General features: G+C 46.4%; 9 protein-coding genes. 6 read left to right on the top strand and 3 right to left on the bottom strand.

The genetic code is table 11. The features are described from left to right. Positions 1-119: 119 nt before the first annotated feature. Entirely contained in the window at positions 120-1,613 is a 1,494-nt protein-coding gene (locus AC2204_RS00300; RefSeq protein ID WP_318923227.1) for an acyltransferase, read from the bottom strand. A 464-nt stretch (positions 1,614-2,077) separates the two neighbouring features. Here AC2204_RS00300 and pheS point away from each other — a divergent pair, with 464 nt between their 5' ends. The 6 genes from pheS to btuD all read left to right on the top strand — a co-directional run bounded on the left by pheS (position 2,078) and on the right by btuD (position 9,552). Further along, a complete protein-coding gene (gene pheS, locus AC2204_RS00295) occupies positions 2,078-3,061 on the top strand; it encodes a phenylalanine--tRNA ligase subunit alpha (RefSeq protein ID WP_107282717.1) in 984 nt (327 codons plus the stop codon). 18 nt (positions 3,062-3,079) lie between these two features. Next, entirely contained in the window at positions 3,080-5,482 is a 2,403-nt protein-coding gene (gene pheT / locus AC2204_RS00290) for a phenylalanine--tRNA ligase subunit beta (RefSeq protein ID WP_318923226.1), read from the top strand. A gap of 510 nt (positions 5,483-5,992) precedes the next feature. Then, entirely contained in the window at positions 5,993-6,289 is a 297-nt protein-coding gene (gene ihfA / locus AC2204_RS00285; RefSeq protein ID WP_107282389.1) for an integration host factor subunit alpha, read from the top strand. A 346-nt stretch (positions 6,290-6,635) separates the two neighbouring features. Then, a complete protein-coding gene (locus tag AC2204_RS00280; protein ID WP_318923223.1) occupies positions 6,636-7,682 on the top strand; it encodes a succinylglutamate desuccinylase in 1,047 nt (348 codons plus the stop codon). A 100-nt stretch (positions 7,683-7,782) separates the two neighbouring features. Next, positions 7,783-8,775 carry a vitamin B12 ABC transporter permease BtuC gene (btuC, locus tag AC2204_RS00275; protein WP_318923221.1) on the top strand — a complete coding sequence of 331 codons (993 nt, stop codon included), beginning with the start codon at positions 7,783-7,785 and terminating at the stop codon, positions 8,773-8,775. 15 nt (positions 8,776-8,790) lie between these two features. After that, on the top strand, positions 8,791-9,552 hold the full coding sequence (gene btuD / locus AC2204_RS00270) for a vitamin B12 ABC transporter ATP-binding protein BtuD (protein ID WP_318923220.1): 762 nt from the start codon (positions 8,791-8,793) through the stop codon (positions 9,550-9,552). A 116-nt stretch (positions 9,553-9,668) separates the two neighbouring features. On the opposite strand, the gene AC2204_RS00265 is transcribed toward btuD, so the two are convergent. Together AC2204_RS00265 and AC2204_RS00260 are read right to left on the bottom strand one after the other, a co-directional pair. Then, positions 9,669-11,357, bottom strand: coding sequence for a methyl-accepting chemotaxis protein (locus AC2204_RS00265; RefSeq protein WP_318923218.1), 1,689 nt, complete (start codon positions 11,355-11,357; stop codon positions 9,669-9,671). A gap of 318 nt (positions 11,358-11,675) precedes the next feature. Further along, on the bottom strand, positions 11,676-13,334 hold the full coding sequence (locus AC2204_RS00260; protein ID WP_318923216.1) for a putative transporter: 1,659 nt from the start codon (positions 13,332-13,334) through the stop codon (positions 11,676-11,678). Positions 13,335-13,604: the final 270 nt, after the last annotated feature.

Genomic DNA, 13,604 nt, shown 5'->3' with positions numbered 1-13,604 from the left:
AATCTCACCTTTCGCTTATACCTGCACGACCAGTTTATTGTCAGCAATATTGATTTGGGCTACATCGGTGTAGTTAAACACTTTGTGTCAGCGCGCCAGTGACCACATCACAAGAGGCTCTAACGATGAGGGATAACTTGTTCTCTGGTATTTAGGTTCGGCGCATAGAGCCATTTATGCAGTCCGAGAGTGATGCCAACAGAGAAAACAATGAGTACACTAAACGTAACGAGCGGGCTCGATAGTACTGAAACAAACGGATTGGCCTCCTGCTGGTAGAGGCTTCTCAGCATCTCTAGTGCACCGCCAGCAGAAAGGGCTAACCAATAACCAGAGACTGCGGCTCCGACAATAATATGTTTGATAATCGGAATTGATTGTTGACTGCTAACAGGGGCTAGCCATCGAACGAAACCGTAATAGGCCATGCAACATATACAAACTGCAATAAACATTGTCATTGGGCTCTGGCTGTTAAACAGGTTTTCGCCCTGTCCATTTGGGACATATATAAATAACAGCCAGAACGCACTGAGTACCATAGCGGATTCTCGGTAAGCGCTAAGAGTTTGCTTGCCAAAGCAACGCCGGAATAAACTGCGGATGGCAAAATAGAAAGTAAGGTTGACTGCAAGGGCGAAAGGAACCAGAAGTATTTGTAGGGCAAGGTTGTTACCCACCACAGCTCTTACTTCGGGATCCGAAAAGACGCCCATGTGCCAGAATACGGACATAACCAAGCCGTTTAAAATTCCATGGTTCAGGTAGATTTCACCGCTGTGCTCCCCGATTCTTGCGAACCATGATGGTTTGTTTACTGTGGGCAGAGACAGAGCCAGTGCGATCAAGGAAAGTGTGACAGGAAGCGTCATGATGTAATAGTCAGCGATGATCCCGCCGTGACCCTGGATCAACCATAAACCTTCAGCAATCGACAAGCCTGAAAAAAGAACTGTTCCCAACAGATAGACTGGCCAAGGTAGTTTCTTAATTAAACTCACTGCATTAACCTTGGCCAGTTGGTATCCAAGTGTCACATAGAACAGTCCGAAAAAGAGCGGATCGCGGGAATTGATAAAGAAGGTGTTTGTTTCTGGATTAAAAATCTCAAACGGCAGGAGTGCTTGATAGGACTGACCGCTTAGTCCTATCAGGTGCAGCAGGCTGGCGATCGCAAACAAGACTGTGCTGGTATTGAATTTTTGGGCGATATATTGAAGTAGCACGGCAATTGTTAATGCAGGCATAAACCACATGATTTCAGAACCGAAAGTACCGTGGTAGAACGCAGATGAAAATGAATACGGACGCCAGAATTGATAGCCAATACCAGCAAGTACAAAATAAATCAGGGTCCAGCTGAGATACATCCTGATCAGCTTGGCCAGATAGCGTTTTGTATAAGCACCACTGTCAGTCATGCTTTGGAAATAATAAAGATAGCCAGCAACGACAAAGAAAAACGGTACCGCAAAACGAGCCAGAATATTCAGGATAAGGTAAATGCTATTTTTCTCAACGTCGCCGTAAGAGTAAAAAATTGAGTAATGAATGACAAATATTGCCACAATCCCCAGTAATTTCAGGCTATCAAATGCGTAAATTCTTTTCATTTTATCTCCTATAAATAGGTTTATCTAAGTTGTACCGAAGGGTCGATTTGACATTAATTGTGTCCGCATATCCTGACTTGGATCATACTGATATCGTGAGCATCTGGGCTGGAATAACGATAAGTCATGGCTAGGCGTATCTCTGCAGTCTTTGCGTTACAATCAATAAGGGTTTGATTTCATATTGTTGAGGATTTCAACATATCGCTGGACATATTCAAGCGTCATATTGACGTTTCATGACATTTCGTCACTCCGCGCGAGTGACTACTCGATTGTGATTGTGTTATACCCATGAGAGAAGTTTTTGGCCGGTTCATAACAACAAAGCGGCATTATTTTTGTTCAATCCCCTCTTTTTATTACGATTCAATTTGGATTTAGACGCGTGTTTCTTTAGTATGTATCGTTACGCGAATTTATATCTCCCGAAAGGACGCCACCTGTGGGTGGATGAGGAAACGATGCAACATCTAGACGAGATTATTGCCAATGCAACGGCAGCTATAGAGCAGGCTGAATCATTAGTCGCTCTGGACGAAGTCCGAGTTCAGTACCTAGGTAAAAAGGGTCACTTAACCCTTCAACTACAACAACTAGGTAAACTACCACCAGAAGAGCGTCGCACTGCGGGTCAAGAGATCAACAAAGCGAAGCAAGCTGTTCAGGCACTACTTGTTGAGCGCAAAGACGCTCTACAGCGTGCTGAACTAGAAGCGAAGCTTGCCGCAGAAACCATCGACGTATCTCTTCCGGGGCGTCGTATTGAGAACGGTGGTCTACACCCTGTTACTCGTACGATCGAACGTATTGAAAGTTTCTTTGGTGAGCTTGGTTTTACGACTGAAGCTGGCCCAGAAATCGAAGATGCTTTCCACAACTTCGATGCATTGAACATTGCTGAAGATCACCCTGCACGTACGGATCACGATACCTTCTTCTTTAACCCAGACTTGATGCTTCGTACGCACACCTCTGGTGTTCAGATCCGTACTCTGGAAGAAAGCCAGCCGCCACTACGCTTTATTGCTCCAGGCCGTGTTTACCGTAATGATTACGACCAAACACACACGCCAATGTTCCACCAGGTAGAAGGCATGCTAGTTGACGAAAATGTTAACTTTGCCCAGCTTAAAGGCATTCTGCACGACTTCCTGTGTAACTTCTTTGAAGAAGAAGTGGAAGTACGCTTCCGCCCATCTTACTTCCCATTTACAGAGCCTTCTGCAGAAGTCGACGTTAAAGGCAAAAATGGTAAATGGTTAGAAGTTCTTGGCTGCGGTATGGTTCACCCGAACGTACTTCGCAGTGTAGGCATCGATCCTGAGAAATACTCTGGTTTCGCATTTGGTATGGGCGTTGAACGTCTGACTATGCTTCGTTACGGCGTAAACGATCTACGTGCGTTCTTCGAGAATGACCTTCGTTTCCTAAAACAGTTCAAGTAATCCAGAGGTTTAATCACAATGAAATTCAGCGAATCATGGCTTCGTGAGTGGGTTAACCCTGCGGTTACCACTGATGAACTAACTCATCAAATTACAATGGCTGGCCTGGAGGTAGACGATGTACTACCTGTGGCGGGTGCATTTACTGGCGTTAAAGTTGGTCAAGTTGTTGAGTGTGGCCAGCACCCAGATGCAGACAAATTGCGCGTAACCAAAGTTGATGTTGGTGCCGAAGAGCTACTAGACATCGTTTGTGGTGCGTCAAACTGTCGTCAAGGCATCAAAGTGGCTGTAGCAACTGTAGGTGCTGTACTGCCAGGCGATTTCAAAATCAAGAAAGCAAAACTACGTGGTCAGCCTTCTCACGGTATGCTTTGCTCTTTCACTGAACTTGGTATTGATGTTGAGTCTGACGGCATTATGGAACTTACCGAAGACGCCGTGCTGGGCACTGACTTCCGTGACTTCCTGGGTCTGGATGACGTCACTGTCGACGTTGACTTAACGGCGAACCGTGCTGACTGTTTCAGCATTCGCGGCCTTGCGCGTGAAGTCGGTGTACTAAACCGTGCTGACGTGACTGGGCCGACGGTTGAAGTCGTTGCGGCTTCAATTGAAGACATGGTGTCGATCGATGTTAAAGAGTCTGATGCATGTCCACGTTACCTTGGCCGTGTTGTTAAAAGTGTAAACGTTAAAGCTGATACACCGCTATGGATGCAAGAAAAACTGCGTCGTTGTGGTATCCGCTCTATCGATCCTATCGTTGATATCACTAACTATGTGATGCTCGAAATGGGCCAGCCAATGCATGCGTTCGACCTTAACAAGATTGACGGTGGAATTGTGGTCCGTATGGCAGAGCAGGATGAGATGATCACACTGCTTGACGGTACGGAATCTAAACTGAACAGCGATACCTTGGTTGTTGCTGACCACGGTAAGGCTCTGGCCATTGCCGGTATCTTCGGTGGTGAGTTCTCTGGTGTTCACGCCGATACAAAAGACGTATTGCTTGAGTGTGCGTTCTTTGCACCTGATGCAATTCGTGGCCGTGCACGTAGCTATGGCCTGCATACGGATTCATCATTACGTTTCGAACGCGGTGTTGATTCAACATTACAAGTAGAAGCGATGGAGCGTGCAACGCAGCTTCTAGTCGCAATCTGTGGTGGTGAAGTAGCGCCTGTTGTTAGCGTTGAGTCCGAAGCTGACCTACCTAAGCCAAACACAGTAGCACTACGCCGCACTAAGCTTGATAACCTGTTAGGTCACCACATCGCTGATGCTGATGTTGTTGAAATTCTAGAGCGTCTAGGCCTAATTGTTGAAGCAACAGCTGAAGGCTGGAATGCTACGGCACCAACATGGCGTTTCGATATTGCCATCGAGCAAGACTTGATTGAAGAGGTTGGCCGTATATACGGTTACAACAACATTCCAAATCAGTCGCCAGTTGCTGCGCTCAGCATGAACGACCATAAAGAAGCGAACCTGCCGCTCAAGCGCGTACGTGACCTTCTTGTTGACCGTGGCTACCACGAAGCAATTACTTACAGCTTCGTTGAGCCAGAGCAGCAAAAACTGCTTGTGCCTGGTGTTGAGCCACTAACTCTACCATTCCCAATTTCTGCTGATATGTCAGCAATGCGTCTTGGTCTTATCCAAGGCCTATTGAATACTGTTGTCCACAACCAGAAGCGCCAACAGCCACGTGTTCGTTTGTTCGAATATGGTTTACGTTTCATTCCATGTGAGTCTGCTGAAAACGGCATGCGTCAAGAGCCAATGCTGGCGGGCGTTATTGCGGGTTCTCGCAGCGAAGAACACTGGGACATCGAAACTAACACGGTTGATTTCTTTGATCTGAAAGGCGATCTGGAAGCTGTTCTTGAACTGACGGCTAACGATGTCGTATTTGGTTTCAAAGCCGCTAAGCATCCAGCTCTGCACCCAGGGCAGACCGCCGCAATTGTGGTTGATGCTGGCTTGGAAACAGAGAGAGAAGTTGGCTTTATCGGTACAGTGCATCCTGAACTTGAGCGTAAGTTTGGTCTTAACGGCCGTACTGTCGTATTCGAAATTGAGTGGGATGCGATCAATACGCGCGTATTGCCTGAAGCGGCTGTAGTATCTAAATTCCCGGCAAACCGTCGTGATATTGCGGTCGTTGTGAGTGAAGAAGTATCTGCAGGTGATGTGGTTGCTGCTTGCCGTGAGAACGGCGGTGAATTATTAACAGGGGTTAACCTGTTTGATGTTTACCGTGGTAAAGGTGTGGAAGAAGGCAATAAGAGCCTTGCGATTGCACTGACACTGCAATCTGTTGATCGCACACTTGAAGAAGCTGATATTTCTGGTGCCGTTGACAATATTGTTGCCGCCCTTGCTGAACGTTTTGGTGCAAGCCTGCGCGACTAGCTTCATACTAGAGTAAAAACTTGGTTTATATCTGAGTAACAAAGCAGACATTGTCTTTTTAAGTCTTTGTTTTGAGAAAGCAGCCATAAAGGGCTGCTTTTTTTGATCTAAATCTAAAAAATTCTAACATTCTGATTGTTAGAGATATTTTCTGAATTACACGATTACTTTGGAAGCTTGTTCTGTATCTGGCTGTTTTATCAGGGTTTATTTTTTGTTTCATTCAATATGAAGCTCAACCTGATGCATGAAAATGGAGCCTGACGTACCCTATAAATCAATAATTTGACATGAACTTCACTTAAAAAAGTTGGCGGAAATCAGCGAGTTGGCTTAAACTTGTCACTAGTTGAGGTCGAGCGGGTATTCCCAGAACTTAACTGCATATCAAATTGATGATACGCAGGTTTCGGCCCAGCCAAACTAATTCGCAGTGATACGCTAACTTGTACTAATACATATTCGAGTTGTGTGCACTATCCATTCCGCATAGTCTTGAGGGAGTTATCTATGGCGCTCACAAAAGCCGATTTGGCTGAGGACCTGTTTGAGAATGTTGGATTAAGCAAACGGGACGCCAAGGATACGGTGGAAGTCTTCTTTGAAGAAATCAGGAAGGCTCTTGAAAATGGCGAGCAGGTAAAGTTGTCAGGTTTTGGTAACTTCGATTTGCGCGACAAAAACGAGAGGCCGGGACGTAACCCTAAAACGGGTGAAGATATTCCAATTTCTGCACGCCGTGTTGTTACTTTCCGCCCTGGTCAGAAACTTAAAGCTCGCGTAGAAAGTATAGATATCGAAAAATAAGAGCCTTAAGTTAACGCTTAAACCATACAATAAAGACCCTGGCAAAACGTGTAGATTTGCCAGGGTCTTCTTTTTAAACTCTTTCCACAATTCCACAATTCCACAATTCCACAATTCCACAATTCCACAATTCCACAATTCCACAATTCCACAATTCCACAATTCCACAATTCCACACCCTATATCATAAATTGCGATATACAGCAGAAAAGCAGGCGTTACAAAGATGTAGCTAGCTTGTATAGTAAATGAGATTGATATAATAACGCTGGTTGGATTACTCCGATTGGTATTAAGTTATCTCGATTGGTATAGCAATATGATTAGCATGACACGGAGGTTGTAAATGACATTGCTACAGTCGGTGAAAGAGGGGAAGTTTTTAGCGGCGACATTGGATCTTTCCCTGCCATTCGAAGCCGGTGAATGGGTGCTGGATTCAGGTGTGCGCTGCGAACTGTCTCATCGAGGTGTGCTGTACATCACACCTGCAGAGGCGAATGATTCTGTTAAAGATATTGTGATTTCTTCTGGTGTCCACGGGGATGAAACCGGGCCGATAGAGCTTGTTCAACAACTGGCAGAGCAAATTCTCCTGCAGAAAATTGAACCCAAGCATCGGCTATTACTGATCATCGCGCACCCTCAGGCAATCAACGCCCATAAACGTTTTATCACCGAGAACATGAACCGCCTTTTCGCGGATCGAAATGATGACTCTAATGTTGATCGTGTGATGGCTAATCAGCTACAAGATAGCGTTGATCATTTCTTCGGGAAAACATCTGCCACTCCTCCGAATCGTTGGCATTTGGATTTACACTGTGCGATCAGGGACTCTGTCCATTATACGTTCGCTGTCAGTCCTTATAGCGAAAATAAAATCCGGAGCCAGGCTTTGTTTGCTTTTTTACAGCAAGCTGAAATTGAGGCGATCTTACTGTCTAATTCCCCTTCGCCGACATTCAGTTGGTATAGTGCCGAAAAATTTTCGGCGCAGGCACTGACGATGGAGTTAGGTAAGGTTGCTGCTTTAGGTAAAAATGACCTGACACAACTTGAACCTTTTGCTGCGGCCATGAACAATCTGGTCTGTGAACCCGAACTCGATACTGAATGGAAGGCGGGAACACCCTATGTTTACCGTATTACCCGGACACTAGTGAAGCAAACCCCGGCTTTTGCCTTTAGCTTCCCGGCGCAGCAGGCCAATTTTTCATTCTTTGAGCATGGCAAACTACTGGCACACGATGAAGGGGTGGAATATTTTTCTTTAGAGGGGGGGGAAGCTATTGTTTTCCCTAACGCCAATGTTGCTACAGGACAGCGAGCCTGTTTATTGGTTCAGCGGACAGAAGTTGTCATAGGCGATCAGGTTATCGCTAAAACCTAATTTATATTCCAGTTGACGAAAAAACCATTTTTGTGGGGCTTCTTTTCATTTAACCATTGAAAAGGTATTGTTAGCGCACTATTTTTTATTGCGACTTCTAATGCTATTAAACGATCTAATTTTACGTCAGCAAGCAAAATGGAAATTCAGCTTTTGGATTGTTTCGGCTTTATTGTTGGCCACTTGCCTGTTTTCACTTGCTATCGGTGAACTATGGATCCTGCCATGGTCACCAGACGGCGCCCTCGAACAACAATTGTTGCTTCAGTTACGTTTCCCCAGATTGATTGCAGCATTAGCGATTGGCGCTTCTCTTGCTGCTTCTGGCGCAGTATTGCAAGTGTTACTGGGTAATCCTCTGGCAGAGCCCGGGGTGCTCGGTATATCCGGTGGCGCTAGCCTGGCATTGGTGATTCTGCTGTTTGCCCTGCCTTTTGCCCCAACCCCGATGCTAACGATGTTAGCTGCGATGGTCGGTGCCTTATTGTTTACTCTGGTGTTAGTGGGTTTATCGCGTCGGCGGAAGGTCTCAACAGCGCGCCTGTTACTTATAGGTGTCGCTTTGGGGATACTGTCGGGTTCTGTCGTGACATGGGCGTTTTACTTCAGTGATGATCTGAACTTGCGCCAGCTCATGTACTGGCTGATGGGCAGTGTCGGCGGCGTAAGCTGGTCTCAACTGTCTGTATTACTATTAGTGGTACCGGTTTTATGCTGGCTCTGTCTTCAGGGCAAGAAACTGGATTTACTGATGCTGGGCGAAACTCAGGCCAGACAGTTAGGGCTGGATGTTGCTTCGTTGCGCTGGCGGTTCATTCTTATTGTGTCGTTGCTGGTCGGAGCTTCTGTCGCGCTGGGAGGCGTGATCGGATTTGTTGGCCTGGTCGTGCCTCACCTGCTGCGTTTAAGCTTTGGTACCGAAAACCGCTACTTGTTGCCCTTATCGGCACTGTGTGGAGCCTTGTTACTGGCTGTAGCCGATACGTTATCCCGAATCGTGTTACCTTCTGCTGAGTTGCCGGTTGGTGTGCTTACCACCACCATAGGTGCCCCGGTATTTGTCTGGATGTTGCTTCGCTCTCAATTTGATTAAGATTCGGTAAATACCATGATATTAGATGTACAAAATCTGGCAATGCCACCACGGTTACTTCCGGTTTCCTTTTCGATTGAACAAGGTGAGATCGTTCACTTTATCGGCCCGAACGGCAGCGGTAAGAGCACCGCGATTTCGATGCTTTCCGGTTTATACGAAGGGCAGGGGAAGATTGAATTTTTGGGCCAGTCTTTATCCGATTATGACTTGCCGTCACTAGCCCGGCTCCGGTGTTACTTAGCGCAGCAAGATCGCCCGGTGTTCTCTGTTGGGGTGCATCACTATCTGGCGCTCTCTCTGTCGGCATTAAATAAGCCGGATGAGCGGAAAGTACAACAGGCGCTGGACGAAATATGTGATGCGCTGAATATCAGCGATAAATTGAACCGGAATATCCAGCAGCTCTCTGGTGGTGAATGGCAGCGTGTTCGTCTTGCCGCCGCCTGTCTGCAGGTGTGGCCAAGTATTAACCCTGAAGCGCAGTTGTTGTTACTCGATGAACCGGCAGCAGCACTTGATATCGGACAGGAAGCTGCAATGTATAAGTTGGTGCGGCGCATGGCTGAGCAGGGAGTGACAGTCGTCATGGCAAATCATGACCTCAATCGGACCTTACGTGAAGCAGATAAGGTATTGCTGCTCAACAATGGGTCATGCGTTGCCAAAGGGCCACCGCAAGAGGTCATGACGGTTGAACAGCTTGAAACAACTTTTGCGACCAAGGTACAGCGCATTGAATATGATGGCCGTAGTTGCCTGCTGTTTAATGACTAACTGTTGATATCAGTTGTCGACTCTGACGTCACTTAAATAAAATCTGATACGAAAACGGCAACTCTTGAGTTGCCGTTTTTTTTGTTTACAGGAAATGAGCTTGGTATTGCTTAGTACTAGCTAGTCTTAAACTGACCGACTAATTGTTTCAGCTCGCTTCCTGCGTGGTTAAGTTCATTGACGACTTGCTCTGAGGTGCTGCTAGAGTGGATGAGTTCAGAGACAATATCTTGAATGGCAACCATGTTGCGGTTGATTTCATCGGTGACAGAGCTTTGCTCTGTAGCTGCCGTTGCAATATGGCTGGTCATATCGTTAATAGCTTCAACCGCGCCAGTCACAGAAGACAAGCTATCAGTGATGGAGTTTGCCGCATTAACCGCCTCGTGGCAGGTTGACTGGCTGTGGTCCATTGACGATACCGCTTGACCAACCAGGCGATGTAACTCATCTAGCATTTCTTTAATTTCTTTAGTGCTTGATTGCGTGCGGCTTGCAAGCCCGCGAACTTCATCTGCCACAACCGCAAATCCCCGGCCTTGCTCGCCGGCACGTGCGGCCTCAATGGCAGCGTTCAGAGCCAGCAGGTTAGTCTGCTCAGCAATTTCACCAATGACTTTGAGTACATTATCAATTTTTTGCGATTGCTGGTGGAGGGAATGAATATGCTGCCCGGCCTGATCCACTTCCTCGACCAGTGCGGTGATAGAGACCACAGAAGTATCTACACGCTGTTGAGCAACCAGAGAATCCTGACTGGCATTACTGGTGGCGTTTGATACTTCGTTAGCATTCATCGCCACTTCACTGGCAGCAGAACTCATTTCCGTTACCGCAGTCACGACTTGCTCGGTTTCATTATTATGAACCTGCAGCTGGCGAGTCAGACTAATGGTTTGATCATTAATGTTTTTCGCGGCTCCGGTGACCTGTTCAGTAACATCAGCAACCTGACTGATGATGCTTTGTAACTTACCGGCAAAGCGGTTAAAAGCATGACCTAGCTGGGCAATTTCATCGTCACCTTTAACCTCCAAACGACGGGTCAGATCCCCTTCACCGTCGGCAATATCATTCAGTGTATCGACCATATTTTGAACTGAGTCTGTCATCCGGTTGGCGATGAATAGAATCGCAATAATGGAGAACACAACAATAACAATTGAACTTAGCAATACAAATTTTAGCCGTTCTTGCATTGCTTCTGTTGATAGCTGCTGGTACTGCGCAACTTCAGTATCAATATCATCAATATAAATACCTGTGCCAATATACCAGTCGGTGTTCTTAACAGAAGCGGAGTAGCTTAGTTTTGGCTGCGGAGTCGGATTGCCGTTTTTCGGATGAACATAGTTGACGAACCCCCCACCTTGTTGCGCAGTCTGGTATAGCTCATCAAGAATTTTGACTCCGTTCGGATCTCTCATCCCCCGATGGTTTTTATCCTGCATATCCGGACTTCCGGCATGAACAATGTTGTTTCCATTCTTGTCATAGATAAAAATGTAGCCAGTATTGTTTATTGCAAATCTCAGCGGAATCAGCAGCTTCCGAATCTGTTTAATTGCTTGCATTTCATCACTATTGGCAGCGAGGATGTTCTCAACAGCATGTTTGTTGATGTTAACAGCATCTTTCAGTTGGCTCTGACGCTCGCTGATCGATCGTTCTTTAAATTGAACGACCTCATCTTCTAACGCTTTGTTTTCTAATGTTATTATGATGCCGATAGCGACGGTCATAATAATAAAAAGTGGAACTAAACTGAGTAATAACAGTTTACTCTTTAATTTAAGTTTATGCATAACAAAACATACCTACCTATAGTATTTATAATAATGGCGCGGGCTAGCTACATTTATTGTATCGGCGAGGAAAGTCATAGCTTTAGGTTTATTTGTTAATGCCTTGTGGTCATTAAGTTTCATTTAAATCAATGTGTTGGCGGTTATATAAAGTTTCCGTTCTAATAAATAATAAATTATTTAAAAATATAGTCGCTGTTATTAATATAAATATTAAGAATTATGGTTCATATTGGGGGCTATTGCACATATTAATAAAAAACCACTGTCCTGAAGGCAGTGGTTTTTTATTTCAGTTATTTTGTTGCTGCTAATGAATTACATAGTCCAGAGCAGCAGGGCAAGGATCTGAGGCGAAAGTATCCGCAGGCACATCACAAGGGGATATACTGTCGCGTATGACAGGGCTGAAGCGCCGCTGGTTGCATGCAAGCCATTAGCAAAGGCCAGTGCCGGTGGATCGGTCATAGAGCCGGCCAGCATGCCGCATATTGTCAGGTAGTTCAGTTGCCCGACGATTCGGGCAATAATCCCAACCGTCAGCAGCGGCACTAAAGTAATAACAATGCCGTAACCCATCCAGCTTAAGCCATCGCCATTGACCAGTGTATCGACAAAGCCGCCACCGGATTTCAGACCAACAACAGCCAGGAACAGTACGATACCAATTTCGCGCAGGGCAAGGTTGGCACTCGGCGGCATAAACCAGTACATTTTACCGATACTGCCAATACGTGCCAGGATCAGAGCAACCAGTAACGGACCGCCAGCCAGACCGAGCTTTATCGCGGCGGGAAAGCCGGGCAGATAGAACGGAATAGAGCCCAGTAAGACCCCTAGACCAATACCCACAAACACCGGGAGCATCTGGACCTGCTGCAGTTTTTGATGGGCGTTGCCGACAATGCCACTGACAGCTTCAATCGCCTCATGACGACCGACCAGATTCAGGATATCGCCAAACTGCAGGGTCGACTGGCTGGTTGGCACCAACTCAACACCGGCACGGTTAAGGCGTGAAACCACCACATCATATTTTTCTTTCAGATCGAGATCGCGGATCTTTTTACCCAGCACAATTTCATTGGTGACCACCAGGCGCTCAACCCGTAATTCGGTTCCTCGTGTGGAAAGTGAAGTATCGACTTCTTCACCAATCACCAGGCGGGCTTTTTCGAGGGCGGCTTTGTCGCCGACAAGGTGAAGCAGATCATTGGTTTCGATTCGGGTATCAGGGCGGGGAACATGCAGAGTATCACCCCGCTTTAAGCGAGAACAAACGATGTCACCTTCAGTCAAAGCGGGTACAGCCTGTAACTGTAATCCGTTCAGGTTAGGGTTACGAATGGCCACGTTCAGAGTATGCAGGCTTTCCTTTTTATGGCCGTTGTGGATTTCAAACTCATCAGCTTCTTTATCCACGTTGACCTTAAAGACCAAACGCAGGATCCACATTGTCAGCAGAATACCGCAGATCCCGAACGGATAAGCCACCGCATAACCCATCCCCGTCAGTTCGAGCATACCGTCCTGAGCACCTAATTCCGTTAAGATCTGCTGGCCAGCACCCAATGACGGCGTGTTGGTCACGGCACCAGAGAAGACCCCTAAGATAACAGGAAGCGGGACATCAAAGATCTTATGCAGGCCGATGGCAACCACACAGCCTAATAAAACGATTAAGGCAGCAAAGCCGTTGAGTTTAAGGCCGGAGCTTCGCAGTGAAGCAAAGAACCCCGGGCCGACCTGAATACCGATGGTATATACAAACAGGATCAGGCCGAACTCCTGAATGAAGTGCAGGGTATGTGAATCGAGAGCGATGCCCCATGCGTCGGTAAAGTGACCGACGAAAATGCCACCAAACAGCACCCCGCCTATCCCTAGTCCGACCCCACAGATGCGCCAGTTCCCAATCCATAAGCCCAGCACCGCAACCAGCGCTAATATGCTGATAGATAGTGCAATATCACTCATGGTGTGTCTCCGTAGTTTGCTTAAATGAAATCGTTTTGATGCCTGTTGGCATAATAACAGCAGAGATCTGCCGAAAAATCGGTGAAAGATCTGTGTCAGGGGTAGGCTTTGGGACTCAGTAAGGACTGATTTCGCACTCAGGCGAAAGGAGTGAATAGGGAGTTAATGTCTACAGCTGGTAATGGATCATTTTGGTCACTGTATCCAAATGAAAATCATTATTTTATTCAAGTGGATATCAGTAGGCAGCAATGCTCTGCTATTGTCTTT

This window comes from Photobacterium sp. (assembly GCF_057456235.1).
Note: the sequence above shows the minus strand (reverse complement) of the source record. Positions and strands in the feature narration are given on the sequence as shown.